This window comes from Serratia sp. M24T3 (assembly GCF_000257645.1).
GTDB lineage: Bacteria > Pseudomonadota > Gammaproteobacteria > Enterobacterales > Enterobacteriaceae > Rouxiella.
Window position 1 is genome coordinate 228818 of sequence record NZ_AJHJ01000002.1, and the last position, 26546, is coordinate 255363.

Below are 26546 nucleotides of genomic sequence, written 5' to 3' on the forward strand. Positions count from 1 at the left end.
CCCCCAGGAAAATCCTTTAAACACCTAGCATTGAGCTGGCATAAAAGGCGCGTCAGGTTTTCCGTATTCGCTCTGCTACCTTCATTGTCCAATGCACTCATCCGCGACTTCGTTTTCTCGATCTCATGAGAGACTCTATCGACAATCTTCAGCTTTTGCGCATAGGACAATCACCACGCCGCTGGTATCGACCTCCACAATGTCCCCAGGTTCGGCATGCATGCTACTGATGGAGACAGGCTGGTTTACTGACCTGTACCCTGTCCCTGTCCCTGTCCCTACCGGATCACATAAAGCGGCCTCTGGTAAACATCGAATACATATATCATGAGCTGTATCGTGCTGACGTCCGAGTTCGGCATCTTGCTAAGCATCTTAATCGCTTGTGAGCTATGACCTGCTGACGGCATAGAATCTAAATAACTGCTCGGAATAGTAGATCACTCAGGGGGAACTCAGTCCGGTTTATGCGATCTGATCAATCGCTGAATATCCCAAATCACCAGCCGGACTGAGCAATGCCGATCATAGCACCAATACCCAGAACTGAACGACGCCTGATGCAGAAAACTATCCATAAAACAAAGGACAAAAACCAAGCCCGCCGGCTCACCGCTATGCTGATGCTGCATCGTGGTGACACCGTCAGTCATGTTGCCAGAACGCTCTGCTGTGCCCGCTCATCGATTGGTCGCTGGATTAACTGGTTCACGCTGTCTGGTGCTGAAGGCCTGAAGTCATTACCGTCAGGACGTGGGAGACGCTGGCCGTTCGAACATATTTGCGCATTGCTGAGTGAGCTTGTTAAGCATTCTCCCGGCGATTTCGGTTATCAGCGTTCCCGCTGGAGTACCGAACTGCTGGCGATAAAAATCCGTGATGTCACCGGTTGTCCGCTACATGCTTCAACCATCCGGCGATGGTTGCCTGCTGCCGGACTGGTATGGCGGAGAGCCGCACCGACACTGCGTATCCGTGACCCACACAAAGAAGAAAAAATGGTCGCTATCCATGAAGCACTGGCGAAATGCAGTGCGGAAAATCCCGTGTTTTACGAAGATGAAGTGGATATTCACCTCAATCCCAAAATTGGCGCAGACTGGCAGCTACGTGGGCAGCAAAGGCGCGTTGTCACGCCGGGCCAGAATGAAAAGTACTATCTTGCCGGTGCGCTGCACAGCGGTACAGGAAAAGTCAGCTACGTTGGTGGAAACAGTAAAGGTTCGTCCTTATTTATCAGACTGTTAAAAAATCTGAAGGCGACATACCGGCGGGCAAAAACGATTACGCTCATTGTGGATAACTACATCATCCACAAAAGCCGTGAAACGTTACGCTGGCTGAAAGCAAACCCGAAGTTCAGGGTAATTTATCAGCCGGTTTACTCGCCGTGGGTCAATCATGCCGAACGGTTGTGGCAGGCGCTTCATGAGACAATAACCCGAAATCACCAGTGCCGTTCAATGTGGCAACTGTTGAAAAAGGTTCGTCACTTTATGGATACCGTGAGCCCATTCCCCGGTGGGAAACATGGGCTGGCTAAAGTGTAGCGGTATTAGGAGCAGTTATTTAGCATCTTCAACAGTACCCAAGTAAAGAAGCATATTTTTCATTAATTATTGAGCAAAAAGGACTGATCAAAAGAAACAATATAGGTAATCATCATAAAAGTTATTTCTCTCGCACTAAATAATCGATATAGACTGAAATCACAGAACGATTGAGCGAAGTGAAATCAACATTCAGCAATTCGATTAGCGGGGGAGCGACCATATGGAAATCCACAACCGGACTCCAAATGTATATGACTTGCTTGAAATAAACAAAATCCTACTTTCAACTTCAAATAATGGTGAGTCATTTGAGAAAGACTTACATCTCAATGGATTCATAGAAAAACCATGGGGATATGAGTATAGAGTTTATTGTGATTCTATTTTTGACGTATGGCGCCTTCATATATCAAAGAATCAATCCACTTCAATGCATTGTCATATACTGAAAGACACCGTCCTTATATGCCTTCATGGTGATGGCGAGACCAGATTTCTTGATGGTACACATCAGGCATTAAAATCTGGCGACAGTATATATATTGCAAAAGGTGTATTCCATCAGACTATTTCGGGAAAATCAGGCATCGAATTAGTTGAAGTTGAAAATCCAAGAAACAAATTCGACTTACTCAGACTTAAAGATAATTATGGCCGGCAAAATATGGCATATGAAAAGAAATCACAGGAACATGATCTTTTATCTCCTTTGCAGCAGATAGCTGCAGGCACATTGATCAGAGAACATGATCTGCACAAATTAGCATACTTTTCCGTCAAAAACCTTGATAGGAAAATGTTGAATGACGAGGATGATTTTATTTTTATTTCATTAGATGTAAAGAGCCATCTAATGGGAAAGATTCATATCCTACGAGCTAAAGATGCCATTTCAGAAATGTACTGTGGTCAGAATGTATTTTTAATTAATGTCCCGTAACGCAATAAGAAGGAAAATAACATGTCTAATCCGACACGAGTAGTGATAATCACTGGTCCGGGTTTTCAGGATCACGATGTAGTTTATACGTACTATCGTTCTAAAGAAGAAGGATACGATATATCTATAGCAACAAAAGATGGAGGCGCAGTGACGGGGAAATATGGTATTACTGTTCCTATGGATAAAAGATCCAAAGACAATATTAATTTCGATCAACTCAACGCAACTGATTTTGATGCTGTTATTCTCACTGGCGGTCATGAAGCGCCTGATAGAGTTCGTCAAGATCAGAGAGTTAAAAATTTTCTAAAGCAGATGGTAACACAGGGGAAAGTTGTGGCTGGGCTCTGCCATGGCCCCTGGATTATGATTTCTGCCGGTATTCTAAGAGACAAACTCACCTGCGCTTATGTTGGTCTGAAAGACGATATGATTAATTCCGGCGCCAATGTAATTGAAGCAGATGTAGTTGTCGACGGGAATATCATAACTTGCTCCTATTATGCCGAATGTGGAAAATTTATGCGTCAGACATTCGATGCAATAGATAGATGGAAGCGCGGCGAAACTCTTAAAGAACCGCTGGTGGTATAATTCGATGTTAATAGCAATGGATTTCGACGGGGTCGTGGTTGATGGAGTAGACGAATGCATGCTAATTACATGGAATGTATTACATGACAGACCTCTCAGTGATTTTAACCAAGATGTACTTCAAAAAATACCAAGCCTGATGGCTAAACAGTTCAGGAAATTAAGGAATTTTGTACGTCATGACGGTCATTTTATTGCCTCATTCAATGAATTTGGTAATGAAGCTATAGATAATGACAAATTCACTGCCATATATGAATCAATTCCAACTGAAGATAAGGAAATATTCAGGGATAAGTTCATCCAGTATAGGAAGCTGGCAAGAAGTATCTACCCTAGTTTTTGGGCTGAACTACACCGTCCGCTATTAGTTGTTTCAAATTTATTTGAAACAACTAATGATATCTATATTGTGTCAGGAAAGGATGAGGAGTCTATATCATTCATTCTAAGTAAATATGGTTTAAACATACCCGCGAATAAAATTTATGGGAGGATGACCGACAAAAACAAGACTCTCACCTTGCTAAAATCAATAGCCTTCGATAAAAACGAGGAGATTATATTTATTGATGACAATATCCAAAATGTTATTGATGCATTAGATCATGGCATTCAATCATTTTGGGCTAATTGGGGATACAACATCCCTGAGCATAAATTAATGGCCCTTCAAAAAGGAGTTAATGAATTAGATACCGAGGATCTCTTGAAATTAGTCAAGAAACCCTCTTAACGCGATATTATTTCAATTTTTTCTGTATGAGGAGTAATAACTCATGGCGAAAGAAATACTATGTGGTTTTGGAGTGGGTGTAGATGCCGTCGCAGGCTGGCTATCCTCTTATGGGGGAGAGGATTCTCCAAGCGATATATCTCGCGGTATGTTCGCTGGCGAAGTCGGCACTCCACGTCTTCTGAATCTATTTGACCAGTTTGATATCCCCACAACCTGGTTTATGCCTGGTCATTCCATTGAGACCTTTCCTCGGCAAATGGAAGCAGTTGTCAATGCTGGACATGAGGTAGGGGTTCATAATTACAGTCATGAAAACCCAATATCTATGTCGCCTGACCAAGAAAGAGAAGTTCTTCTAAAAGGCATTGACATGGTCACAAAATTAACAGGGAAGAGACCAACTGGTTATGTCGCTCCATGGTGGGAATTTTCTCCTCTAACAACAGATCTTCTATTAGAAAATGGCATCAAATATGACCATTCGTTAATGCATCATGATCATCAGCCTTATTATGTCAGGAAAGGTGATTCTTGGACCAAGATAGATTATTCCAAAACACCTACCGAATGGATGAAACCGCTGGTACGCGGAGAAGAGACGGACCTCATTGAATTACCCGCTAGTTGGACAATCGACGATATTCCTCCTTTCATGTTCATGAAAACAAAATCCAACAGCCAAGGTTTCATGAATCCCAGGGACATCGAACAGTTGTGGAGGGATCAATTCGATTGGGTCTACCGTGAGCATGAATATGCGATCTTTACTTTTACGATTCACCCAGACGTATCTGGTCGCCCGCACGTATTAATGATGCTCGAACGCCTCTTAACTCATATGCTTGGTCATCCAGGGGTGAAATTCCTTAAATTGAATGACATTGCAGATGACTTTGCCAAACGATCCCCACGGATAAAATAATGACACGGCAGCCGATAAGGCTGCCTTTTTTATGTATCTCAAACCATAAATCCACTATTCTTTGACAGGTCAAGAATTCTATCTCTTATCCCTGAAACGAGCGGGTTACGTAATGAGCTATCAACCCATACCAGATAGATTGAATTTACGGGAAGTCTCTCGTGGACATTGACTTCAACGATCTGACCTCCTGCTATACTTTGGGCGCATAAATACTCAGGCATCACAGTCCAACCAATATTTTCTCGGATCATTTTTTCTAAAATCCGCAAATCCGGTACAGTAATAGACGGACGAAGCAGTGCAAGAAATCGCGAAGAATCCTGGAAAACCTCTCTTATCAGTGGCAACTGTTCATCGTAAGCTATTAGAGGTAGCTTCGACAGCACGTCAATCACGTCCTCATTTTCTTTGAAGTTGTCTGCTATGAGTGACGCTACCACAACTATTAACTTTTCCATTCCAATTTCAGCATATCCAAATTTTTGTTTATCTGGCATAGAAGTTGTGAAACCCAGTTGACAACTTCCGTCCAGAAGACAGCTGTATATGCGCTTCCTATTCCCGGTCAATACTTTAAATTTAATACCTTCATTGAATAGTGTTTTCACCAAGTACGGTAATTTTGACCACATTAATTCTGCTGGCCCGATGAAAGATACTGTCCCCGAGGACTTTCTTTTGCGTGATCTAAGCGTCGACAACTTCAGTTCAATCATTTCTAAATCAGAAGCCACCAATCTCGCCAATTCTTCCCCATCCACTGTCGCCACCACACCATGTGAGCGACGAGTAAATAGAATACACCCGGTAAAGGCCTCAATTGAATGAATGTGGGCAGATATTGCAGGCTGGCTTATGCCCAACCGCACTGCCGCTTTTGAAATCGAACCAGCTTTGTATACTTCAACAAAACTTCGTAACTGAACCAGATAGCTCATACTGCGACCCTTAAGAGCTTTAAGCTCACCGATTACGACAAAAAATCGAAAGCCTGCACAGTATTATGTTATAAACATGTTACGTTAATGATTCTACATATATTAACTTATTTTAACAATTATAGAATCTTATAAGGAAAGGATAGCATATGACAGAATAACACATTGATATATTTATCTTTTATGTGTGTTATATCTAGTTTGCATTAAGGGTTCAAGCATAAAATGAGCTTTGGATTGGCGCATTATCTCCTATTTCTTACTCAGGGGTTGGGTATAGTTGCTCAACCTTTAGCTCAACCTTTAAGTCGGCTAAACAATTATTATATTTTTATCTATTAACGTTGACAACCTAAACTCAAATAGAGTTATCACAAATTCCGTTGGTCAAGGGAGCGGTTAGCTTCTGACAGGCTGGTTCGGACTACTTTCCGGAAAATTAATCATCATCCCATGGTGCCCGTTTCCATTTTTCAGTCATGAAATCGATAAATACACTTAGCCTACGGGGTATTGGTTCTCGCCGCGCCCGGACAACACTGATCTGAGATGTGTTTGCTTCCCAATCAGGCAGAACTCGGCAAAGTTTCCCAGCTCTCAATTCATCATGAATATCCCAAGTTTCTCGAAGAGATATGCCAAGCCCCGCCAAACTCCATGCATGCAATACGTCTCCGTTGTCACTGATAAGGTTGCCAGTAACGCTGATGCTTCTTTCATGACCGGCTTTACGTAACGTCCATGAATTGTGTAAAAAACCCGGGTAAGCGAACACTAAGCAGTTGTGATTTAAAAGATCTTCTGGTCGCTCAATGGGTAGATGATTCTTCAGATATTCGGACGATGCGATGAGAATACGTCTATTATTTGCTATTTTTCTGGCCAAAAGACGAGAATCAGCCAGATCCCCCATACGAATAGCCAGATCGAAATCACCACTGTAAAGATCCTGGATTTGGTCAGATAACCTTAAATCAAAGCCCACCCTCGGATGTACTTGGCAGAATGCAGCGATCGCAGGAGCAACATATTTTCGGCCAAACGGTGCGGGCGCAGTCAAACGAATATTTCCGCTTAACTCCTCACTATCCCCTCGAGAAAGTTCCTTCATCTCATCCAGAACGGCCAACGCTACGCGAGCCCTCTCAGCTATAGCTCTGCCCTCGTCTGTAATACGTAGATTACGGGTGTTTCTTTCAAAAAGTGTAGTGCCAAGTGCAGTTTCCAGCCTGGCTATCTGCTTGCTCACCATCTTGGGGAGTATCTGTAGGTCTCGTGCTGCGGCAGAGAAATTGTTTCTGTCGACGACGTGTAAAAACACTTCAAGGTCGTCATTTCTCAAGTTTATTTTGTTCATTTTGGGGTAAGTGTTTGTCCGTTTAGGTCTATTTAAAGGATAAATGGATTGTTCCACAATAAGACTCAATATGACAAGTCTGTTATGTAGCATGCAATCAGAAGAATTTAGCTTTAAGTCCCCCAATATAGAGGAAGTTAAAATGCCTAAACGCATCCTGTTTGTATTGACCAGCCATGACCGTAAAGGTCAAGCCGAGAGTAAAGATGCCGCACCCAGTGGTTTCTATCTTTCTGAGGTGTCTCACCCCTACTATGTACTCAAAAAAGAAGGATATGAAATTGATTTTGTGAGTCCCAAGGGGGGCAAGACACATGTTGACGGTTTAGACCTCAGCGATCCGGTTAACGCCTCCTTTTGGAATAATGATTCCTTACGCGAGGCAACTAAAACCACATTAAAACCCTCGCAGATTGATCCTGACGTCTATGACGCCGTCTTCTATGCAGGAGGGCATGCGACGATGTGGGATCTCCCTGACAATATAGAGTTGGCGGGTGTTTCATCACGAATTTATGAAAAGGGTGGCGTTGTCGCTGCGGTTTGTCACGGCCCCGCCGGATTGGTGAATATCCGGCTTTCCGATAATGAATATCTGGTTGCGGGCAAAAAGGTGTCAGCTTTTACCAACGATGAAGAACGTGCTGTAGGGTTGTACGACATTGTTCCATTCTTACTTGAAGACACGCTGAAGCAAAGAGGTGCTGAGCATCTTGCAGCCGCAAATTTTCAGCCACAGGTGATTGTCAGCGAGAGATTAGTGACCGGACAGAATCCCGCTTCCGCAAAAGGAGTCGCTGAGGCAATGCTGCCTTTGTTGGCTTCTATTGAAAATAGAAGAGCCTGAGTTATGAAAGAACGCATGCCTTTTGTTATATATGTCTTTGCACTCTGCGCTTTTGCTTTGGGATTCACTGAATTTGTCACGATCGGCTTAGTTTCCAGGATATCAGCTGTTCTAAACGTCAGTGTCAGTCATGTAGGTACAGCGGTGACAGCCTACGCCCTCGGTGCCGTAATTGGTGCTCCGGGATTAACTGCGTTGGCAACACGATGGCCTCGTAAAAGATTGTTACTTGTTGCTATGGGCCTGTTTACAGTTGGCAATGGTATCGTCAGTGCGTCCGAGTCCCTAACGCCTATGTTGATTGCACGATTTGCTTCCGGTTTAGGGCACGGAGTGTTTCTTGCTGTTGCTTCAAGTGTGGCAACCCAACTGGCTGGGCGACATCGTGCTGGCGCCGCTGTTTCGGTCGTTTTTGGCGGTCTTACAATTGCGTTGGCATTAGGCGTACCACTTGGTACCTACATAGGTAGTTTGTTGAGTTGGCAGTCTATATTCATGGCAGTAACGGCAAGTGGAGCGATCGGTTTCATTGGATTGGCAATGCTGATGCCCACGGATCAAAATGATCCCTCCTTGCAAGCAAATGCCATGGACGGTTTAAAAGCCATGTTCAACCCGCTACTGCTTGCGGGAGCAGGAATTACAGTTTTGGCTTATGCAGGATCTTTTGCCCTGTATACGTATATTTCTCCGATTCTACTTCATGTAACGCATGTAGACGAGCGTACGAGTAGTTTGCTTATGTTGGTCTACGGCGTGATGGCCGCTATCGGGAATGTCTGGGGTGGTCGCCTGACTGACAAGCAAGGTGCAGACCGTGCCGTGATGACAATTCTTATTGGTCTGGCGATCGTCCTCTTTGCTATGTGGTTCTCTGTCTCATCCTTAATGTTAATGGCACTGTTTATTGGGTTGCTTGGAGCATTGACATACGCAGCGGTCCCCTCAATGCAAGCAAGAGTGATAGGGCTATCTCACATACATGCACCTGAAGCTCCAGCTGTGGCAGCAGGACTGAATATTGCCGGTTTTAACGGAGGGATTGCATTAGGGTCGCTATTGGGGGGTGTAGCACTAGATTCTACTGGTCTTACAAGCCCTACCTGGGTTGGAGGCGGAATTGTAATCGTTGGTATTTTGTGGATGTTATTACAAATAAATTCGAATAAAAGACGCACCACCTCCGATTACTCCTGATAGTACACATAGCATTTAAAATGGCTCAGTGAACACCAAATCACTGAGCCATTTTATTTTACCTCTTTGAAAAATGTCACAACCAAACACAGGTTATTTTTTATTTTATAAAATCAGCCTAAATCATTCTGTTCTATTTCATATCAATCAGAATTTTAAACATCTTTCAAAAACACAGCGAAATTCATCAGCAATATCATTGTGTGAAAGGAGATGTATTATGTCAGACAATCCAACTTGCCTAAACATTAGAGATGGAATTCCAGACTGGATAACTATCAGGGAGGCGGTAAGACTTCTCAATGGATTGAATGGGTGTAAAATAAGAAAAAGTGATTTTTATCGATTTGCTCTGCAAGGGAAAATTCTGTTTTCAATATATTTTCAATCCCCAGTAATATTGAGGAAAATTAAATCACAAAATCATAAATTAAAGCTAAGACCAATAAAAAGTTCGTCAACGATGAAATCATTCACGCTTGCCGAAAGTTCCTTTGTCAGCGAAAACAATTTAACTTTCAGTACTGAAGGAAGATATATCCACCCTGTACAAAGAGTCATTGACACAACATTGCTCGGCTATGAATATGTCCTAATACAGCGTTTACTTGCACATTCATTAAAGATACCATCACCTGTAACAGGAGCAAAGTCGAATAATTATGGCATTACCGTTTGTTTATTGGGGGAAACGTTTCAACTTTTCGAAAAGATGACATGGCATGAAAGAATCGAACGGCACGTAAAAAGGCTACCTAAAAATATTTCATCAGATGATTACGAAGATATAATACTAAACGCTACAAAGAAAGATTCGCATAAATATTATTTTCCTATGCATGAATTACCGAGTGATGCCTGCTTTGTCCTCAGAAAAAGTGAACTTGATAAGTTGATCAACAAACCGATCGAAAAAGAAATACTTCAACCGTCTCCAACTCGGATATCCACCCCTCTATCACGCCTCTTCTGGCTTGCCTGCAAAAATAATGAAACTATCAGTCCGTTAATCATGCAACCGTATAAACTATTGTCCATTTTTGAACAATGGGCATCTGAGGAAGGCATTACCGATCGATTCAGTGGCGACACGCTGAAGGCTGCGCTTGAGCGCGGCTCGCCCCCTTCCATACCAACACAAAAGTAAGATGATGTCCCTTAGCTATGAAGGTCCGTATTAAGGATTGTATTTTCCGTAATACGGGCTCATCAACTTTCGCCACACCACGACTTTGTGTTGTCGTGTTATCTCCCGGCTAGCGCTATATCTGCCACAGGAGAATACCGTGACATCTCATCAGTTATTACGTCTGAAACAGGTTGAAGAAAAAACGGGCCTGAAGCGCTCTCAAATCTATCTGTATATGAAAGACGGTACCTTCCCCCGCTCAATCAAGATTGGCCCGGCCAGTGTCGCCTGGCTCGAATCGGAAATTGACGAATGGATCAATATTAAATTAGTTCGCCGCTCAATAGGCTGAAGGGAGAAAATACCATGATTATCCCATCACTGAATTACGCCGTATTAACCGATGCCCTGCATGCATTGAAGGACGGCAACATTCGTTACTGTGAATCGCTGGGATTCACTTTCGATGAAATGAATGCCCTCAACCAATTATCACTAGACGAGCTGTTTATCCTCAGTCGTGAGTCTGCACCATTTTTGGCTGTGACGGTTCATCACGACGCGTTACGCCTGCTTCTGGCGAAATCACGTGAGGAGGTTCTGCAGCAACAACGTATCAATCATGCCATTCGGCTGGGTGGGTCAATTGCGCTACTCAATAAGTATTTTGGCCTCACCTCCAACGAAGTTTGCCTTCGCCGCCGGTTACTGGGCGTCCGTGTGCCTTATGGCCGGACGCCAGAGCCGGACGAAGATACGGATGCGGCCATCTGGCGGCAATGGCAACAATGCCGGGTGGCCAACCTGGAATCGACCGATGCGCTGGCCGCCATGATGCAGGTAACGCAAACCCTGCTGCCGAAAGTCGAAGGGCTGTCACTGACCATAGTCTGGAAGCGTATCGCACTTTGCGAACAGGAGGCGTCAGGCCGGAGGGCCGCCCATGCCAGATGAGATTGACCGCGATCAGGAATTTAATGAGCAACGACTGGAGGATATGATTGAACAGAGTCGTTTTAAGCCAGGGTCTACGCCATCATTATTCCATTGTCGTGTATGCGGTAAGCCCATTCCTGAAAAGCGACGGCAGGCACTTCCGGGCATAACCACCTGCACGGAATGTCAGGAAAAACTTGAACGCCGAAGACGTTAATAATGGTCACAGAGACATGCAGGAATATTTCTCCTGCATGTCTCTATCATTAACTATAAATCCACAGTCGTCTTTATTATATATTTCACTTCCTTTTATTTACCCCAAAGCTTATCCCCTTCCACCGCTAATTTATCTCTCTCATTTTAACTTTGAATTTATCGTTTATATACCGCCCCGGATATCTGATCATGAAAACGTCATTACATAATGGTTACCCGTATTGACGTTAATTCTCTTGGAAAGGGTATTGTTCTTTAAAAATAAGGTTCGGGCTGTCACGAAACCACAATTCAGGGTGCCGCTGAATGTTCTCGCTGCCCCGTTAAAACCGGAATGCAGAATTGGGATGTGACATTCATTTAACTCATTGTTGTTTTTATTAGAGGAGGCGTCATGCGAAAACCCATTTACCACGTATTTGTCACTCAGGAAAGTCAACCCGATGCACAGGGCGAAATAAACACGTATTGGACCAGGGTTGGCGTGGCGTTCGCTCATAACGGTAAGTCTGGCCTGAATATCATGCTGACACCCGGTATTGCTATCTCCGGCAAGTTAGTGCTCCTTGAGCCCAGGGATGACGGCGGCACGACACAGGATACTCAGTCCATTTAACCGCCCTTCCCCCCTTTTCCCGGCCCTGTGCCGTCTGATGGCGGTACGCGTTGCCCGGTTTACCATTCCGAGGCCATCATGCTTTCCACCACCGTATTTCTGGCGGCGGCTATGCAGTGCGCCCCCAGCATTCACCCGTCCACGGCGCTTGATGTGGCGCGGGTCGAATCCGGTTTGAATCCGTATGCCATCGCTGAAATTCTGCCCAGTGGCAAAGGCGTGATTTCACATTTCCCCACGAGCAGGGATGAGGCCATCAGCCTCACCGGATGGCTGGCAGCACAGGGCCGACGCTATTCGGTCGGGCTGATGCAAATCACCAGCACCAACTTCCGTCATTACGACGTGACCGCCCGTGACCTTCTTGACCCTTGTACCAACCTGTCCGTGTTTGAGCGCATCCTCACCGACTGCTACCGCCGTGGCCGTTCCCTGAAGCGTGCGCTCAGTTGCTACTACTCAGGAAATTTCAAGACCGGCCAACAGCCGGAATCCGCGTTTAACCAGACCAGCTACATCCAGCGCATCGGCTACGCCGTACCGTCAACGCGGGAAGACCGGCAGCGACCAGCCGCCGAAAAGCTCGTGCCTGAAATCCGTTACCCCACCGCCGTCATGCGTGGCGAGCTTACCGATAACGCCACGTCAGTTCTGACATCCCTGCGCTACCCCAACGCCGTGATACGCGGCGCGATACCCTTTCCCGGCCCCAGGAGGAACAATGATGAAACTAAAACAAACTGACTGGCCCGTCCTCTCTTCCTTGTTAATAGCAAGCCCGGTGCTGGCAGCAGACAGCGGATTTAATAAAGCCAATGAGACGCTGAGCAACACCTCCACAGGACTGCTCGGACTGGCCGCCGTCACCATCACGCTCGCCACCATGTGGGTGGGATACAAAGTCTTGTTTGACGGCAAGAGCCTGCATGACATGCGCAACGTCATCATTGGCGCCATCCTCATCGTCGGCGCGTCAGGTTTCGGTGCCTACTGGGCATCATAAGGGAGGTAACGATGGCTACGCTGAACAAAGCGCTGACGCGGCCTGCCGCCATAGCCGGCATTCCCCTCGTGCCGTTCGTGATGGTCAGCGGGGCCATCGTCCTGCTGGCGGTCTATGTCAGCTATTACCTGATATTACTGCTTATCCCTGCCTGGCTGGAGATGAAGGCAAAGGCCAGAACCGATATTCACTATTTCGGGCTGCTCTGGCTGGCCTTTAAAACCCGTGGCCGGTTTGGCATCAATAAACATTTTGGTGCCAATGCCCTGCTGGCAAACCGCTATGACGCCGTCGACGTCTCGGAGTTTATTGAAAAAATGAAGTTAAACGAGCGCGTTACGCTGGAGAAATACATTCCGTATTCCTCCCATATTCACCCGCACGTCATCAGAAACCGCCAGGGTGATTTGGTTGCCAGCTGGGAACTGGAGGGCACCGTTTTTGAATGCGAGGATGAACATCACCTGACGTTAATGGCGACGCATCTCAATAACGTTATTCGTGCGTATGAAGGTCTGCCGATTACCTTTTATCTTCACCGTATCCGGGAAAAGTACCACGATGCCTTTGACGCGAATTCAGGTATTCCCTTTTCTGATGAAGTGACCCGGCTGTATTACCAGCCGATCAGCGAAAAACCGTTCTGGCGGCACCGGTTGTTTTTCACCCTCTGCTACGCGCCCCTCTCTCCGCTGGAGAAAAAGGCCATGAAGGCGCAGCCGTCCGGTAAACGCAAAGCGGCGCTGGATGATGCTCTGAAAATGATGCTGGAGCACCGGGATGCGCTGGCTTCCGCGCTGTCCCGCTATACGGCGACGCCCCTGGGGATGTATGAAGAAAACCGGCGGGTGTATTCCGCCCAGCTGTCCTTGTATCACCGCCTGCTCACCGGCCAGTGGCAAAAGGTCGCGGTCACGCGTGCACCGTTTTATGAAACGTTAAGCACGCCGGATGTCTTTTTTACCGCCGACACTGCCGAGTGCCAGACGGTCGGCGGCTCCCGCTTTTTTCGCAGTCTGGAAATCAAAGATTACTCGCCTGAAACCGCGACCGGCCTGCTGGACGCGCTGCTGTATGCCGAAAGCGAGTATGTGCTGACGCAGTCCTTCACCTGCATGGCCCGCGATGAGGCGCAGAAGCATATTCGTCTGGCGGAAAAGCGCCTGACTTCGGCGGATGACGACGCCATTTCGCAGCGCGAAGAGCTGATTGTGTTGCGTGACCTGCTCCAGTCCGGGCATGTCTCCTGCGGAAAATACCACTTTTCCCTGCTGGTATCTTCAGACAGCGCCGACCAGGTGGTCAAAGACACCAACGCGCTGGCGCAGCCCTTCGCCGACCTCGGCATCATGACGACGCTGTCCACGCTGTCGCTGCCCGCTGCGTACCTGGCGCAACTGCCGGGTATCTATACGCTGCGCCCCCGTCTGGTGGCCGTCAGCAGCCAGAACTTTGCCGACCTGGCGAGCCTGCACAATTTTCATCCTCATAAACGAAACGGCAATCCCTGGGGCGATGCCATCGCCATCCTCAAATCCCCTGGCGGTGGCGGGTATTACCTGAACCTGCACGACAGCCAGAGCGGACGGGATGACTTCAACGAAAAAACGCCGGGTAATACGGCGATTATCGGTAAAACCGGCTCAGGGAAAACGATGCTGATGACCATGATGCAGCAACTGATGCAGAAGTACCGCAATCCGGCGACGTTCTCTGAATCAGCTCCTCTTAAGCAACTGACTACCGTGTATTTCGACAAGGACCGGGCGGCGGAGATGGCGATACGTCAGATGGGCGGACGCTACTTCCGTATCCGTACCGGCACGCCCACCGGATTTAACCCGTTTAAGCTTGCGCCGACCCGGCGGAATATCAGCTTTATCAAACGACTGGTGCGCATGCTGTGCCGCCGCAACGGCAAGCCGCTCGAGCCGCGCGATGAGGAGCGCATCAGTGCCGCCGTAGATACCATTATGCTCGACTACCCGACGGAATACCGCAAGTTCGGGATCACCCGGCTGCTGGAAGTCCTGCCGGAGCCGCCCACCACCGACGCCCGCACCAACGGGATACGTATTCGCCTTAAACAGTGGGCGCAGGGCGGCGAGTTCGGCTGGGTATTTGACAATGAGGAGGACACCTTCAACATCAGCAACATTGATAACGTGGGTATCGACGGTACGGAATTTCTCGATGATGACGATATTCGCGGCCCCATCACGTTTTATCTGCTGTACCGCGTCACCAGCCTGCTGGACGGTCGCCGGCTGGTGATGTTCATGGACGAGTTCTGGAAATGGCTGGCCGATGTCGAATTTTCCCGCTTCTCGCTCAATATGCTGAAGGTGATCCGCAAGCTGAACGGCATCTTCGTCCCCGCCACGCAGTCGCCCGACGAAATCGTCAAACACCCTATTGCTCCGGCGATTATCGAACAGTGCGGCACGCAGATTTTTCTCGCCAACCCGAAGGCCAGCCGGGCGGATTACGTGGAAAAGATGAAAGTGCCGGAAAGCGTGTATGACATCGTCAGAAACCTCGATCCGGGTGAGCGCTCTATGGTGGTCCTGAAAACGCCATTACGCGCAGGTGAAACCCGGCCTTTTGTGGCTGTGGCGAAAATGGATTTATCGGGCCTCGGGAAACTCACCAAAATGCTGAGCGGGAGCGAAGACAACCTGAAACTGTTCGACACCCTGTATCAGGAAGGTATGCAGCCTGATGACTGGAAAGCCGCCTTCCTTGAACAAGCCCTGTAATATTCATGACGGAGGTAATGAAAATGCGGTTCAGAAAACTCATACTGGCATTCTCGCTGTTGATGTCCACCCAGGCGATGAGCGCCGGAATACCGGTATTCGACGCCGTACAGAATACCGAATCCATGAATCAGTGGATCCAGAAACTCCAGCAATGGCAGGAAACCGTCACCCATTACAGAAGTGAACTTGATGCCTACAAGCAGCAATTAGCCACGGCAACGGGCGTGCGGGACGTTCAGGCATTTCTCCGCGAGGCAAAAAGTCTGAAAACCGATATTGATAATCTCCGTCAGAACGGTATTTCACTGGATGACCTGCTGAGCAACCAAAGCGGGTCATATTCGTCTGAACTGAATAGCTTGTATAACAAATATAAAACGTTCGATACCTGTAACCCGTCCAGCGCTTCACAACGCTATCTGGACAGCTGCAAACAGATGATCCTGAATCAGGCTGTAGCAATAGAAAATACGTCCGAGGTTGAAAACAAGATCACGGGCACGCTCGGCGATATATCAGATTTATCAGACCGTATTGCTAATGCGCAGGATTCGAAAGAGTCACAGGACCTGGCTAACGCCATCGCGGCCAAAAGCGTACAATTGAATGCGCTGACCAGCCAGTGGGAAATGTCAGTCAAACAGACTGAACAGCGAGCAACGCTGCTGGAGCAGCAAAAACAGAAAGCCTTTGAGCAACAGCAATTAACTGCGCCCGTTGCTGATCTGAACTCTCTATAGGGAGGTTAACATGTTAAAACCTGTATTAACCTTATGCGTCATGTCAGGCATTCTCGTCTTATCCGGTTGTAAAGAGACGAAATCAGAAGCCTGGTATAAAGAACATCCCGATAAAACCTATAGGGTCTATACGCAATGCCTCAGGGATGGCGAGGCAAGCGACAACTGCGAGTTTGCGCACCGGGCAGCACTCATGTTTGCCCAGACAGGCAAACCCGGCATCAGGGAAAAATTCGAGACACTGTTTCAGCAGGAAGCCCAAAAAAGAAAATCCGTCACTCAGTAATATTCCCACCAACAAAAACAAGGGTCCCTCCCTGTTTTTATCCCCTGTCTGTTCCTGACTAATGAGAGGCACCATGTCTGGTGGTATTTTTGTTGGTATGGACAAAAACATCATGGATGGACTCAATGCCGTGTTAGAAGGTCAGTCTTCTACCTACGGCACCCTAATCAGTGTGATTATCGTCAGTTCCTTCACCCTATTTATTACGTATCGCGGGTATCAGACGCTTGGCGGCAAACTCCAGACACCGGTTGAAGATGTTGTCTGGGATGTGGGACGCATGTTGCTGATCACCACTTTTGTTTTAAACCGCGATGGCTGGCTGGATGCCATCATTGCGGCCATTGAATGGCTTAAGGACGGCATCAGCGGCGATGATAATGTCTGGGCGCTGCTCGATACGGTGTGGGAAAAGGCACAAGCGCTGGGGCAAACGCTGTTCAATTTGGACACTTCTACCTACGTTAAAGTGAATGGCGGCTTTGCCGAGGTGCTGGTCTGGGCCGGTGCAATCGTTCTGTTACTGGCTGCAACCTTTGTCAACCTGCTCGCCGAAATCACCATTTTGTTAATGACCACCACCGCCCCACTCTTTATTTTCTGCCTGCTGTACGGTTTTCTTAAACCCATGTTTGATAACTGGCTGAAAACAATATTTACCGCAATCTTAACGATCATGTCCTCTGCCCTGTCTGTCCGGATTGCCATCAACTACCTGAATAAAATACTGGATACCGCCACAGCAACGTCTGCTGAAAGCAATATGGTGACCCTGGCGGCGCAATGTTTGCTGGCCGGGATTGCCGCAGGCGTCGTGGTGTATTTTTCAGCGAAAATAGCCACTGCGCTGAGCGGTGCCGCCGTACAGGCCGTGTTACAGGGTGCAGTCATGAGCGGACTGAACGGGCTGGCGAGCAAATCTGCCGACGTCGCCAGACCCGGCATAAAGGCCGGGGGCCGACTGACCGCCAAAGGTGGCATGGCCGCAGCAGCGACAACAGGCAGGTTCATTGCCGCAGGGGCGGGCAAAGCCGTGAACGCCTGGCAGAAACGTGCCACCGCCATTGAGAGCATGAAACGCCAGAATCAGCAGCGTCACCGTTAATCCTCCCGACCGCTAATTTCTTTTCTCCGTCACGCCGTGGCCTCTGCCAGCGGTGCGGCCTTCCTGCATTTATCCGATAAGAGGCTTCCATGAAATTCAGCATCTTGCTTCTGGTGCTGTGCGCGCTTACGGGCTGCGCGCAGCATCAGGGCGACCTCCCGCCGGTGTCCGGCGATCCCCAGCCGGTGAATTCCCCCGCCATGATCCAGGAACTGACTCACCATGTCTGATATTCAGCGCATCATTAATGTCTCGCGTTCTTTTGAATCCATCCTGCTGGAAAAGGAAGAGCATTCCCGCAAAACTGCCTGGCGTGTGGCCGCTGCCGGGCTGATTCTGGCTGCACTGGCAATTACGGCCATTCTTATTCTGCTGCCGCTGAAAACCACTGACATTGAATTGTGGTCGGTGGATAAACAAACCGGTCGTTATGAGTATATGACCCGCATTAAAGAGCGGGATATTGCGTCTGAAAAAGCGCTGGCCCATTCACTGGCGGCACACTATGTCAGACTCCGCGAAGGGTATAATTATTTCGCCCTCCAGCGTGATTATGACGACATACAGTTATTTAACAGCGACAGCGTGAACCGGGATTATCTGGACGGGTTTAACGGCGACCAGGCTCCGGACGTTATTTTTAACAAAGCCGAATATGTCGTCTATATCGACATTATTTCTAATGTGCATGCGCCTGCCACCGGGCCGGATAGCCTGGCAACACTGCGTATTAAGCGCACCCTCCGCCGTGTTTCTGATAATTCAGTGAAAACGGACTTCTGGAATATCCGCCTCACTTACCACTATATCCCGCATCAGCAACTGACGGACAGTCAGCGGGAAGTGAATCCGCTGGGCTTTATCGTCACCAGCTACCAGCGCGATAAAGAACTGAGGAGCGAATGATGCTGAAAAACATCTTGCTCCTGACGGGCTTACTGGCGTCATGCGCGACATGGAGCGCCGCCACCCCGCGCGGCAGCGGCTATGACAGCCGGATGCAGAACGTATCGTATAACAGCCAGAACGCCACCGTGGTGGACACCCGCCCCGGCTACGTCACCACGCTGCTGTTTGACGACGATGAAACTGTGATTGATGCGCAAGCGGGTTTTCCAAAAGGCTGGACGGTCACGAAAAGTGATAACCGGGTCGGCGTCAGCCCGAACCCCATCACCCAGCCGGTGACGGACGCCAGCGGCAACAACATCAGCCAGGTGTTCCTGCCCACGGCAAAGGACTGGAAGACCAACCTCTTCGTGGTGACCTCAAAGCGTGATTACAGCCTGGAGCTGAACGTGCTGAACCACGATTCCCCCGCGCAGGCGTTCGTTATCCGTTACCACTATCCGGCCGAGGTTCGCCAGCAATCCGCCGCCGCCAGCGCCGAGCGTCAGACGCAGCAGCGTGAAAGACAGGAGAAGCAGCAGATAGCGGCAGCATTCGGACAGGCCAGCACGCCACGCAACTGGCGCTACACCAAACGGGTCGCCGCCGGTTCGGCCTCCATCGCACCGGATTTTGCCTGGGATGATGGTCGTTTTGCTTATATCGGTTTTTCCCCCATCAAAACCCTGCCGTCTGTTTTCCGGGTGGTTAACGGACGGGAGCAGGCGCTCACGCCCCGGACAGTTAAGCAGGGTAATTACATTGTGATGGTGGTGCCGGCAGCGCCACAACTGGTGTTGCGTTACGGCACCTCGGTGGTAGGGATCGAAAACGACGGGTTCGGGCGCATCGCGATAACCCGCAGCGACACCGTTTCACCGTCCGTTACGCTGGAGGCCAGATGACCGATAAACCTGTCCCGGACGAGCCGGAAAAAACCACCGCAGAGCGGGAAGCGGAAGCCCGCGAACGCGCCCGTGCGGCAATGGCGTATCAGGAGCCGGAGCAAAGAACACCGCCCGGCCAGCCGGAAGTGACCCGTTTTCGTAAGGCATCCGGTCGCCGCACGCTGATCGTCAGCCTGCTGAGTCTGGCGCTGGTGATCGCCCTGGCATCCGGCGGCGATCGTCTTTTCAGTGCATTGAAAGGGGGTAATGAGAAAGAAGCCGGCACCGCGCCGCCGCCCTCTGCCGGGAAGACGCTGCATGAGCGTCAAAATCTGGGGATGGACAGTAATCCGTTTGGCCTGTTCGGGCCGCACACACAGGACGGAACAGCCCCTGTCAGCCAGGCCGTCACTCCCGCACCAACGCAGCCACCGGCACCACCCGCCCTGAACAAGGCAGTTGCGTTGGCAGACGGGCTGAACAACGCCCGAACAATGCAGGGCAATAATGTACGCACGTCCCCGGGTGAAACGCGCAGCAACGCAGAAACGTCCGACAGTCCGTCATCATCCACGACGTACACATCCTGTCCGTCAGTACTGACCAGAGGTAAAGATGGCCGCCTGCGCTGCCCGGATACTGCCGTGCCGGAAACGGGTAACAACGACAATCCGGGCGTCGCCCGTGTCACCGGCGTCAGACGGCTGGGCCTCGATCCTGATCTCTATATCCCGGTGGACCGCTATATCCCGTGTTCGATGATGTGGCGCTTCGTGTCCGATGTCGGGGGGCATATTTCCTGCCTGGTCAGTGAAGATGTTTACAGCGCCAGCAACCATGTGACGCTGATCCCGGCAGGAACGGTCGCCCGTGGCATCTACCGCACCGGGGCGCTGCAACACGGACGCAGCCGGATGTTTGTGCTGTGGACGGAGCTGCGTACGCCTGAGCCCGGCAGCCTGCAAATCCCGCTAACTGATACGCAGGCCAGCGGCCCGCTCGGCGAGGCGGGGATCTCAGGTTGGATCGACAACAATTTCTGGGAGCGCTTCGGCAATGCCCTGATGCTCAGTACCGTGCAGGACGTGGCTGCGGCGGCGTCGGATGCTGCCCCGGGGAAAGACCGCAATACCGACTACACCGAAAACACCCGCGCAGCCACGGCGGAAATGGCGAAAACGACGCTGGACAACAGCATCAATATCCCGCCCACCCTGTACCTGAATCAGGGTGATGTCATCGGGATCATGACCGGCACCGACATTGATTTCTCATCCGTCTGGCAGCTGCGACTGAAAAAGAGGTGGTATGAACGCTGAAAACCTGTCGCTGGATTTCATGAAAAACCAGCTGTTTGGTGATTTTATTGCGCAGGACGGCCTGACGGAAATTGCCGTTAACCGGCCGGGTGAACTGCATACCAAAATCCGGGGGAAATGGCGAAGACATGAAGCCCCGATTACGCTGCGCCAGTGTTACGCCTTTGCCAGAGCGCTGGCGTCCTGGCAGGACGATAATATCGACGACACCTCGCCGATCCTTTCCGCCACGCTTGAATCGGGCGAGCGCATTCAGGCCATTATTCCCCCGGCCTGTGAGCGTAATACCGTGTCTATTACGCTGCGCAAACCCTCATTCGGGCAGAAAACACATCAGTCATGGATTGATGCGGGATTTTATAACCGGGTAAGCGGTCAGGAGCGAACGGAAGGCAAAGATGTTGAACTGACCCGCTATTATCAAGGTGGGGATATGCCCCGTTTTATGGAAAAAGCGGTGGAATACGGCAAGACGATTTTTATCGTCGGTGAAACCGGATCCGGTAAAACCACCTATATGAAAACGCTGCTGCATTCTATTCCCCGGCACCTCAGGTTGACCACCATCGAGGATAATCCCGAAATCCGGTTCTATCACCACACCAACTATGTTCATCTCTTTTATCCGGTGGATGCCGGGGATAATGCCATTGTCACGCCCGGCAGACTGATACGCGCCAATTATCGTATGAACCCTGACCGGATATTACTGGCTGAAATTCGCGGTCGGGAAGCCTGGGATGCACTGAAAATCGTCGGTTCCGGGCATGAGGGATTAATGACTTCCCTGCATGCAGGCAGCCCGGAAGAATGTATTGAAGGGTTAATTGACCGCTGCTATGAAAACCCTGACTGCCGGAACATGCCTTTCGACGTGCTGTTACGCAAGGTGCTTAAGAGCATTGATGTGATAGTCAGCATTGATATTCACGGTGACATACGCCGGATGAGTGATGTTTATTTTAAACCCCTTCATCTTAATGGCATGAGAGATGTATTCAGCAAAGGACTTCAATAAATAACTTATCGAATTACGCAGCACTCGTTTGAATATGAAGGTGACCGAAATGAAAAAAGCAATATTCTCCGCATTATTACTCTGCATTATGGCGTCATATTCAACCTCCGTCATGGCCGCTGACGCCTGTGAAGTGGTGTTATGCATGTACGGTAAAGCCACCGGTAACGGCGGCGGCAATGAATGTCATTCGGCTGAACGTGCATTCTTTAATATCGTGAAAAAGAACAGGCACGGTTTTCTTCCGGACCATACTGCCGATGCCAGAAAATCGTTCTTACTTGAGTGTGATTCGGCAGACCCGGCAATTATCAGCCAGATTATCAATAAATTTGGCCGCATGCGTGGTTAATTAACGGAGGTAGTCATCATGAAAAAACCGGGTTTTATTCAGCATCCCTGGACACGTCAGCGCGGAGATTCCATGAGCGCAGCCTGTGTTATTGAGCACATTGAAAATGAGGCGATACGTGGATGCGGCCTTTATTATGAAATTTATCACCACCGGGTTATCTGCCGGTTATTGCAGTTGCTGCAAACACTGAACGTTACCGACAGAATAACGCTGACAGAGGAAGCTAACCGGCGTGGCTTTACTCTCGATGAAACCAGCATTAAAGAAAGTCGTCAGTGTTATTCCGACATCATCAGGGAAATCCGTGAGAGCCACTATTAATCCCTGCCTTAGTTTTATTGGCAGGTCCCCTATAGCGCCAAAATATTTCAGCCGAATCAGGCTTAAGGCTTGCCGGTTTTCAGGTTTTTACGGCCCGGCACATTTTTCGCGAATTAAGGAGTGAAGAAATGCGGGCCGTAAAAATGAGGCAGCGGACAGAACTATTTTCGCGGGTTAAGGAGCGAAAATAGTTCAGGCACCGCGCCTCACCGGCAAACAGCCGCGCCCACGCGGATTTTGCCGGCCGGGGGGAGCCGAATAAATTTCGCTGCCCCAGCGAGCGAAAAGCTGTCGCCCACGACAGCGATTTATTTGGGGGGCATCGCCCCGCACACCGTCGTGGCTAAGTCTCCGGCCAAAAGCCGGTAGCGTGGCGCGACCACCCTCTTTAAAGGTCAGCTTCCCTTTTATTCCCGCTGCGAGGAACGAGCAAAGGGAAGAAAAAGGCGAAAGCGACCGTCTTAAAGGGGGTGGTCGGGCGTAGCGGGCGACGGTGTGCCGCTTTTGACCCTGGGTGTTTTGGCGCGGCGTCCAGCCACGACATTACCCCCATGTGACATATCATAAGGGCGTCCAGCCCGCATGAACTGGCGCACGCCGTTTAAGGCAGGGAAGCATGCTTTCCTGCATATGGCCGCAACGCGGCCACCTTCTTCGTCCCTGACGTTCGCCCCGCCTTTTCGCCCGACACCGTGGGGCGATGTCATGGGGCGAACTGCTGACGAAGGAGGCATCGTGATTTTGAATAAGCTGGCCGTTTCACTGTCGCCGATAGTGAATGGCGCGCTGAGTTTCATTGCTTTTATGCAACAGCACCAGCTGATGCTGGCGCTGTTATCGGGGCTGACGATGCCGTTTTTCGCGTTGATGAAAAGCGATGAACGGCAAAAAGCCCCGTTGTGGCAAAAGCTGATTATCGCTTTTTCCCTGCTGTGTTTTCTTTCCGGTACCATGGCCCCGGTTGTTATCTGGATTTTCCAGTGGCTTTATAAAGGCTGGGTAGTCGCCAGCATTCCCGTTCTGGCATGGCCGGTGTTGATTACTTTTACCGTAACGGGTTTTATTTTGCATATTCTGCTGCGCAGGGTATTAACCCCTGAATTAGACAAAATAAAGAAACGCCTCGTCAGAAAAACCACGCTTGAACGGGAATTACGCACCGATGTCCGTACGGTGAAATCACTGCTGCCGGAAACATTGCATTATGACCCGCTGGATTATATCGACCTGAACAAAGGGTTATTTATCGGCATGGACCGCGATGTTCAGCCGATGTATCTGCCGTTAAAAGACTGGCAAAAACAACACGCGGATATTATCGGCACCACAGGAGCTGGTAAGGGCGTTGCCACCGGGATATTACTTTATCAAAGTATCCTGGCCGGTGAAGGCGTATTTGTTATGGACCCCAAGGATGATGAATGGGCACCACACCTTTACCGAAAAGCTTGCGAGGATGCAGGCAAACCCTTTGCCTTAATTGACCTAAGGAAACAGGCATACCAGTTAAACCTGATTGAAGAGATTAACGCCGATGAACTGGAAGAGCTTTTTGTTGCCGGTTTCAGTCTGGCAGAGAAAGGTCAGGAGTCAGATTTTTATCGCATTGACGACCGGAAGGCGGCCCGGATAGCCGCACAATTTGTCACCCGTAATACTTCCTCAACCATTCGAGATGTTTATAACGGAGACTACGTTCAGGGTATTGCAGATAAGATAAAAGCCTTTTTCGGGAAAATTGAAGAGCTGGCCTTGCTCAATGCCATCAATGCGCCGACAGGATTTTCGCTTAATAGGATATTTGAGGAAGGCGGTTGCTGTTATGTGATTGGCTCGATGCGCAACAGCAAAATCATTACCACTCAGCGCATGCTGCTGGTTCGCCTGTATCAGCTGGCGGAAAAGCGCGAGCGAGTGAAAAACGTGCCCCGCCCCATTGCTATTTATCTTTCTGAACTGAAATACCATTTATCCAGGCCAGCGCTGGAAGGTTTGGGCGCGGCACGCGATAAAGGCGTGCATATTATTATGGACCATCAGTCGATTGCCGATTTAAAAGACTGCCCGGCAGATTTGAAAGGCGACGCCGTTGTCGGCGCTGTCGTTGAGAACGCTAAATTCAAACTGGTTTATCGTGTCATGGACCCGGATACCGCTGAATGGGTGGCCCGGATGTCAGGCACTATATTAGTCGATGATGAGGTCCGCAAAGCCAAAACCGATGCAGTGCTGACAGAGACTATCGACAGTGAACGCACCATCAGGCAGGCCGAGCGTTTCTTTACCGACAGCAATATGATCCTGAACCTACCCGATTTTGTCAGCTTCATCTTTACGACAAAAGCACTCCCCTCTGCTTCGCTGATTTCGCCCATCAGGGTGAAAAAACGCGAACTGGAGATCTGTGCCGTGTCACCCGCAATTGCCGCCACCGCAGCAACAATAAACATCGTATTGGATTTTAGCGAGGAGGAGACTTCCCCCGGACCCGCATCAACACCGGATATGACCACAACGCGGCCCGATCTTTTTTTTGATGAGGGGGGCGAAAAAGACGCGACAATACCGAATGCCGATTAAGAGGAAAACCCGTCATTGCTGGATTTTTAAAGGGGGAATGATGCTTATCACCGCATACAGCGAACGCCAGACGCGGCACCGTGATAAAATACAACGACTGCTGAATTTTCTGAAGGAAGAAACGTACAGTGACTTTAAAACACTGATGCTGCTGTTTGGCTTCAGGGATCATAAATCGCTGTATTCCCTGCTTTCAAAAGTCGAGGGCATGGGCTTAATACAAAAGCACGTCCTGGTATCGCGCACGATGAAAATTTCATTGTGGGGCATTACCAGTGACGGACTGGCCGTTGTATTAACACCCGACGATGCGCTTTTCCCGGCGCGGTTTGAGCCTACAAAAATCACCGGCTGGACGCTGGAACATCACCTTGATAATCAGGCGGCGCGGATCATCCTTGAGCAAAAAGGCGCAACCGGGTGGATAAACGGCGATCGCACGACCTTCCTCAGCCGGTATCAGGTCAGTCACCGCCCAGACGGACTGATTACCCTCCCCGGCGGCACCGTGATCGCCATTGAGACCGAGCGCCGTCTGAAAACCAGAGCCCGTTACCAGTCGATCATGGTCAGTCATTTGCTTGCCCGAACCCGTAAAGACTGGATATATGTTTTTTATATCGTGCCGGACCCGCAGAAAAAGCGTGGTCTTGAACGGTTGTTTGACAGCATCCGGCACGTTATCGTTAACCATCAGCACATCCCGCTGGAAACCCGCCACCGAAATGTCTTCCGCATCTACACGCTCGACGAGCTGCGACGGCTCGATTTAGGCAACTGCATATAGTTGTTCTGTATCACCCACTGCCCCAACCCACCCACCAGCAGCGCAACGACCGGAAGTAATGCCCTACCGAAATACTCCCCCACCATCAGAATAGACAGGACTCCAGAATGAACAGAGAAATTGACCGACTTGCTGACGTACTGACTGAAATGAGCGCAAAAGCGCTGGTGACATGGATGACGCATTCCGCATTACAGGACATACCGCGCGAAGCATTACTGACTCGCGGCAACGATTTTGTCTATGCCCTGCAGGCAAATTTTGTGCTGCTACGTGATCTTCTGTCAGAAACGCTGGAAGATATTGAGCAGCAAAGTCATGGCCTCGAAGAAAGATTGGATAATCTGGAACTGCGGCTACTTGCGCTTCAGACAGTTGCCGGTAACCGGGAATAGCTGTCCAATCAGCCCTTTCCATGTGAATTTTTTATTCCGCTGTAGGGACATGACTGTTCGGTGCTCGCCCCGGCTGTGCTCCGCCTCACTCATGTCTCTACAGCGTT

30 protein-coding genes are annotated in these 26546 nt (G+C 49.4%); 28 read left to right on the plus strand and 2 right to left on the minus strand.

Going from position 1 to position 26546, the window contains the following annotated elements; all coding sequences use genetic code 11:
• The first annotated feature begins 518 nt into the window (after positions 1 to 518).
• The 5 genes from SPM24T3_RS02730 (at position 519) to SPM24T3_RS02750 (ending at position 4751) form a co-directional block, all read left to right on the plus strand.
• Complete coding sequence (locus SPM24T3_RS02730) at positions 519 to 1550, plus strand: IS630 family transposase (protein ID WP_009635162.1); 1032 nt, start codon at positions 519 to 521, stop codon at positions 1548 to 1550.
• Between the two features lie 223 nt (positions 1551 to 1773).
• Positions 1774 to 2493 (plus strand): cupin domain-containing protein, encoded by a 720-nt coding sequence (locus SPM24T3_RS02735; protein ID WP_009635163.1) that lies wholly within the window; start codon positions 1774 to 1776, stop codon positions 2491 to 2493.
• 21 nt (positions 2494 to 2514) lie between these two features.
• Complete coding sequence (locus SPM24T3_RS02740) at positions 2515 to 3090, plus strand: DJ-1/PfpI family protein (RefSeq protein WP_009635164.1); 576 nt, start codon at positions 2515 to 2517, stop codon at positions 3088 to 3090.
• 4 nt (positions 3091 to 3094) lie between these two features.
• On the plus strand, positions 3095 to 3826 hold the full coding sequence (locus SPM24T3_RS02745; protein ID WP_009635165.1) for a hypothetical protein: 732 nt from the start codon (positions 3095 to 3097) through the stop codon (positions 3824 to 3826).
• Positions 3827 to 3869: 43 nt separating this feature from the next.
• Positions 3870 to 4751 (plus strand): polysaccharide deacetylase, encoded by an 882-nt coding sequence (locus SPM24T3_RS02750; RefSeq protein WP_009635166.1) that lies wholly within the window; start codon positions 3870 to 3872, stop codon positions 4749 to 4751.
• Between the two features lie 38 nt (positions 4752 to 4789).
• Here SPM24T3_RS02750 and SPM24T3_RS02755 read toward each other — a convergent pair whose 3' ends face one another.
• Together SPM24T3_RS02755 and SPM24T3_RS02760 are read right to left on the minus strand one after the other, a co-directional pair.
• Positions 4790 to 5692, minus strand: a complete 903-nt coding sequence (locus SPM24T3_RS02755) for a LysR family transcriptional regulator (protein ID WP_009635167.1) — start codon at positions 5690 to 5692, stop codon at positions 4790 to 4792.
• A 439-nt stretch (positions 5693 to 6131) separates the two neighbouring features.
• Positions 6132 to 7049: a LysR family transcriptional regulator gene (locus SPM24T3_RS02760; protein WP_009635168.1), complete on the minus strand. Its 918-nt coding sequence runs from the start codon at positions 7047 to 7049 to the stop codon at positions 6132 to 6134.
• A gap of 142 nt (positions 7050 to 7191) precedes the next feature.
• Here SPM24T3_RS02760 and SPM24T3_RS02765 point away from each other — a divergent pair, with 142 nt between their 5' ends.
• The 23 genes from SPM24T3_RS02765 to SPM24T3_RS02875 all read left to right on the plus strand — a co-directional run bounded on the left by SPM24T3_RS02765 (position 7192) and on the right by SPM24T3_RS02875 (position 26439).
• Complete coding sequence (locus SPM24T3_RS02765) at positions 7192 to 7896, plus strand: type 1 glutamine amidotransferase domain-containing protein (RefSeq protein WP_009635169.1); 705 nt, start codon at positions 7192 to 7194, stop codon at positions 7894 to 7896.
• A gap of 3 nt (positions 7897 to 7899) precedes the next feature.
• A complete protein-coding gene (locus SPM24T3_RS02770) occupies positions 7900 to 9093 on the plus strand; it encodes an MFS transporter (RefSeq protein ID WP_009635170.1) in 1194 nt (397 codons plus the stop codon).
• A gap of 220 nt (positions 9094 to 9313) precedes the next feature.
• Complete coding sequence (locus SPM24T3_RS02775) at positions 9314 to 10240, plus strand: hypothetical protein (protein WP_009635171.1); 927 nt, start codon at positions 9314 to 9316, stop codon at positions 10238 to 10240.
• A 139-nt stretch (positions 10241 to 10379) separates the two neighbouring features.
• Entirely contained in the window at positions 10380 to 10574 is a 195-nt protein-coding gene (locus SPM24T3_RS02780; RefSeq protein WP_009635172.1) for an AlpA family transcriptional regulator, read from the plus strand.
• A 14-nt stretch (positions 10575 to 10588) separates the two neighbouring features.
• The gene (locus SPM24T3_RS02785) at positions 10589 to 11176 is read left to right on the plus strand and encodes a DUF2857 domain-containing protein (RefSeq protein ID WP_009635173.1); all 588 of its coding nucleotides are present in this window, start codon (positions 10589 to 10591) and stop codon (positions 11174 to 11176) included.
• Positions 11166 to 11375 (plus strand): TraR/DksA family transcriptional regulator, encoded by a 210-nt coding sequence (locus tag SPM24T3_RS24475; RefSeq protein ID WP_009635174.1) that lies wholly within the window; start codon positions 11166 to 11168, stop codon positions 11373 to 11375. The genes SPM24T3_RS02785 and SPM24T3_RS24475 overlap by 11 nt, the downstream gene beginning before the upstream one ends.
• A gap of 396 nt (positions 11376 to 11771) precedes the next feature.
• A complete protein-coding gene (locus SPM24T3_RS02795; RefSeq protein WP_009635175.1) occupies positions 11772 to 11993 on the plus strand; it encodes a hypothetical protein in 222 nt (73 codons plus the stop codon).
• Positions 11994 to 12071: 78 nt separating this feature from the next.
• Positions 12072 to 12737 (plus strand): lytic transglycosylase domain-containing protein, encoded by a 666-nt coding sequence (locus SPM24T3_RS02800; RefSeq protein ID WP_009635176.1) that lies wholly within the window; start codon positions 12072 to 12074, stop codon positions 12735 to 12737.
• Complete coding sequence (locus tag SPM24T3_RS02805) at positions 12718 to 12996, plus strand: TrbC/VirB2 family protein (RefSeq protein WP_009635177.1); 279 nt, start codon at positions 12718 to 12720, stop codon at positions 12994 to 12996. The genes SPM24T3_RS02800 and SPM24T3_RS02805 overlap by 20 nt, the downstream gene beginning before the upstream one ends.
• 11 nt (positions 12997 to 13007) lie before the next feature.
• The gene (locus SPM24T3_RS02810; RefSeq protein ID WP_009635178.1) at positions 13008 to 15755 is read left to right on the plus strand and encodes a VirB3 family type IV secretion system protein; all 2748 of its coding nucleotides are present in this window, start codon (positions 13008 to 13010) and stop codon (positions 15753 to 15755) included.
• 23 nt (positions 15756 to 15778) lie between these two features.
• Entirely contained in the window at positions 15779 to 16498 is a 720-nt protein-coding gene (locus SPM24T3_RS02815) for a type IV secretion system protein (RefSeq protein ID WP_009635179.1), read from the plus strand.
• Between the two features lie 10 nt (positions 16499 to 16508).
• Positions 16509 to 16784 (plus strand): EexN family lipoprotein, encoded by a 276-nt coding sequence (locus SPM24T3_RS02820; protein WP_009635180.1) that lies wholly within the window; start codon positions 16509 to 16511, stop codon positions 16782 to 16784.
• 73 nt (positions 16785 to 16857) lie between these two features.
• Complete coding sequence (locus tag SPM24T3_RS02825) at positions 16858 to 17889, plus strand: type IV secretion system protein (protein ID WP_009635181.1); 1032 nt, start codon at positions 16858 to 16860, stop codon at positions 17887 to 17889.
• An 89-nt stretch (positions 17890 to 17978) separates the two neighbouring features.
• The gene (locus tag SPM24T3_RS25695; protein ID WP_009635182.1) at positions 17979 to 18119 is read left to right on the plus strand and encodes a hypothetical protein; all 141 of its coding nucleotides are present in this window, start codon (positions 17979 to 17981) and stop codon (positions 18117 to 18119) included.
• Positions 18112 to 18795 (plus strand): virB8 family protein, encoded by a 684-nt coding sequence (locus tag SPM24T3_RS02835; protein WP_009635183.1) that lies wholly within the window; start codon positions 18112 to 18114, stop codon positions 18793 to 18795. The genes SPM24T3_RS25695 and SPM24T3_RS02835 overlap by 8 nt, the downstream gene beginning before the upstream one ends.
• Positions 18795 to 19682, plus strand: a complete 888-nt coding sequence (virB9, locus tag SPM24T3_RS02840; protein ID WP_009635184.1) for a P-type conjugative transfer protein VirB9 — start codon at positions 18795 to 18797, stop codon at positions 19680 to 19682. The genes SPM24T3_RS02835 and virB9 overlap by 1 nt, the downstream gene beginning before the upstream one ends.
• Positions 19679 to 20983, plus strand: coding sequence for a VirB10/TraB/TrbI family type IV secretion system protein (gene virB10 / locus SPM24T3_RS02845; RefSeq protein ID WP_009635185.1), 1305 nt, complete (start codon positions 19679 to 19681; stop codon positions 20981 to 20983). The genes virB9 and virB10 overlap by 4 nt, the downstream gene beginning before the upstream one ends.
• On the plus strand, positions 20973 to 22001 hold the full coding sequence (virB11, locus tag SPM24T3_RS02850; protein WP_009635186.1) for a P-type DNA transfer ATPase VirB11: 1029 nt from the start codon (positions 20973 to 20975) through the stop codon (positions 21999 to 22001). Before virB10 ends, virB11 begins: the two co-directional genes overlap by 11 nt.
• A gap of 49 nt (positions 22002 to 22050) precedes the next feature.
• The gene (locus SPM24T3_RS02855) at positions 22051 to 22353 is read left to right on the plus strand and encodes a TrbM/KikA/MpfK family conjugal transfer protein (protein WP_009635187.1); all 303 of its coding nucleotides are present in this window, start codon (positions 22051 to 22053) and stop codon (positions 22351 to 22353) included.
• A gap of 18 nt (positions 22354 to 22371) precedes the next feature.
• Positions 22372 to 22677 (plus strand): hypothetical protein, encoded by a 306-nt coding sequence (locus tag SPM24T3_RS02860; protein WP_009635188.1) that lies wholly within the window; start codon positions 22372 to 22374, stop codon positions 22675 to 22677.
• Positions 22678 to 23412: 735 nt separating this feature from the next.
• On the plus strand, positions 23413 to 25257 hold the full coding sequence (locus tag SPM24T3_RS02865; protein WP_037377435.1) for a type IV secretory system conjugative DNA transfer family protein: 1845 nt from the start codon (positions 23413 to 23415) through the stop codon (positions 25255 to 25257).
• A 40-nt stretch (positions 25258 to 25297) separates the two neighbouring features.
• Positions 25298 to 26044 carry a MobC family replication-relaxation protein gene (gene mobC / locus SPM24T3_RS02870; protein WP_009635190.1) on the plus strand — a complete coding sequence of 249 codons (747 nt, stop codon included), beginning with the start codon at positions 25298 to 25300 and terminating at the stop codon, positions 26042 to 26044.
• A 107-nt stretch (positions 26045 to 26151) separates the two neighbouring features.
• Positions 26152 to 26439, plus strand: coding sequence for a hypothetical protein (locus SPM24T3_RS02875; protein ID WP_009635191.1), 288 nt, complete (start codon positions 26152 to 26154; stop codon positions 26437 to 26439).
• Positions 26440 to 26546: the final 107 nt, after the last annotated feature.

Bases quoted from the DNA above. Each gene is read 5' to 3' on its own strand.
- SPM24T3_RS02815 (WP_009635179.1), top strand. From the start codon at position 15,779: ATGCGGTTCAGAAAACTCATACTGGCATTCTCGCTGTTGATGTCCACC.
- SPM24T3_RS02805 (WP_009635177.1), top strand. From the start codon at position 12,718: ATGAAACTAAAACAAACTGACTGGCCCGTCCTCTCTTCCTTGTTAATA.
- virB11 (WP_009635186.1), top strand. From the start codon at position 20,973: ATGAACGCTGAAAACCTGTCGCTGGATTTCATGAAAAACCAGCTGTTT.
- SPM24T3_RS24475 (WP_009635174.1), top strand. From the start codon at position 11,166: ATGCCAGATGAGATTGACCGCGATCAGGAATTTAATGAGCAACGACTG.
- SPM24T3_RS02855 (WP_009635187.1), top strand. From the start codon at position 22,051: ATGAAAAAAGCAATATTCTCCGCATTATTACTCTGCATTATGGCGTCA.
- SPM24T3_RS25695 (WP_009635182.1), top strand. From the start codon at position 17,979: ATGAAATTCAGCATCTTGCTTCTGGTGCTGTGCGCGCTTACGGGCTGC.
- SPM24T3_RS02750 (WP_009635166.1), top strand. From the start codon at position 3,870: ATGGCGAAAGAAATACTATGTGGTTTTGGAGTGGGTGTAGATGCCGTC.
- SPM24T3_RS02745 (WP_009635165.1), top strand. From the start codon at position 3,095: ATGTTAATAGCAATGGATTTCGACGGGGTCGTGGTTGATGGAGTAGAC.
- SPM24T3_RS02730 (WP_009635162.1), top strand. From the start codon at position 519: ATGCCGATCATAGCACCAATACCCAGAACTGAACGACGCCTGATGCAG.
- virB9 (WP_009635184.1), top strand. From the start codon at position 18,795: ATGCTGAAAAACATCTTGCTCCTGACGGGCTTACTGGCGTCATGCGCG.
- SPM24T3_RS02740 (WP_009635164.1), top strand. From the start codon at position 2,515: ATGTCTAATCCGACACGAGTAGTGATAATCACTGGTCCGGGTTTTCAG.
- SPM24T3_RS02770 (WP_009635170.1), top strand. From the start codon at position 7,900: ATGAAAGAACGCATGCCTTTTGTTATATATGTCTTTGCACTCTGCGCT.
- SPM24T3_RS02800 (WP_009635176.1), top strand. From the start codon at position 12,072: ATGCTTTCCACCACCGTATTTCTGGCGGCGGCTATGCAGTGCGCCCCC.
- SPM24T3_RS02785 (WP_009635173.1), top strand. From the start codon at position 10,589: ATGATTATCCCATCACTGAATTACGCCGTATTAACCGATGCCCTGCAT.
- SPM24T3_RS02765 (WP_009635169.1), top strand. From the start codon at position 7,192: ATGCCTAAACGCATCCTGTTTGTATTGACCAGCCATGACCGTAAAGGT.
- SPM24T3_RS02875 (WP_009635191.1), top strand. From the start codon at position 26,152: ATGAACAGAGAAATTGACCGACTTGCTGACGTACTGACTGAAATGAGC.
- SPM24T3_RS02755 (WP_009635167.1), bottom strand. From the start codon at position 5,692: ATGAGCTATCTGGTTCAGTTACGAAGTTTTGTTGAAGTATACAAAGCT.
- SPM24T3_RS02735 (WP_009635163.1), top strand. From the start codon at position 1,774: ATGGAAATCCACAACCGGACTCCAAATGTATATGACTTGCTTGAAATA.
- virB10 (WP_009635185.1), top strand. From the start codon at position 19,679: ATGACCGATAAACCTGTCCCGGACGAGCCGGAAAAAACCACCGCAGAG.
- SPM24T3_RS02820 (WP_009635180.1), top strand. From the start codon at position 16,509: ATGTTAAAACCTGTATTAACCTTATGCGTCATGTCAGGCATTCTCGTC.
- SPM24T3_RS02860 (WP_009635188.1), top strand. From the start codon at position 22,372: ATGAAAAAACCGGGTTTTATTCAGCATCCCTGGACACGTCAGCGCGGA.
- SPM24T3_RS02760 (WP_009635168.1), bottom strand. From the start codon at position 7,049: ATGAACAAAATAAACTTGAGAAATGACGACCTTGAAGTGTTTTTACAC.
- SPM24T3_RS02835 (WP_009635183.1), top strand. From the start codon at position 18,112: ATGTCTGATATTCAGCGCATCATTAATGTCTCGCGTTCTTTTGAATCC.
- SPM24T3_RS02825 (WP_009635181.1), top strand. From the start codon at position 16,858: ATGTCTGGTGGTATTTTTGTTGGTATGGACAAAAACATCATGGATGGA.
- mobC (WP_009635190.1), top strand. From the start codon at position 25,298: ATGCTTATCACCGCATACAGCGAACGCCAGACGCGGCACCGTGATAAA.
- SPM24T3_RS02775 (WP_009635171.1), top strand. From the start codon at position 9,314: ATGTCAGACAATCCAACTTGCCTAAACATTAGAGATGGAATTCCAGAC.
- SPM24T3_RS02810 (WP_009635178.1), top strand. From the start codon at position 13,008: ATGGCTACGCTGAACAAAGCGCTGACGCGGCCTGCCGCCATAGCCGGC.
- SPM24T3_RS02795 (WP_009635175.1), top strand. From the start codon at position 11,772: ATGCGAAAACCCATTTACCACGTATTTGTCACTCAGGAAAGTCAACCC.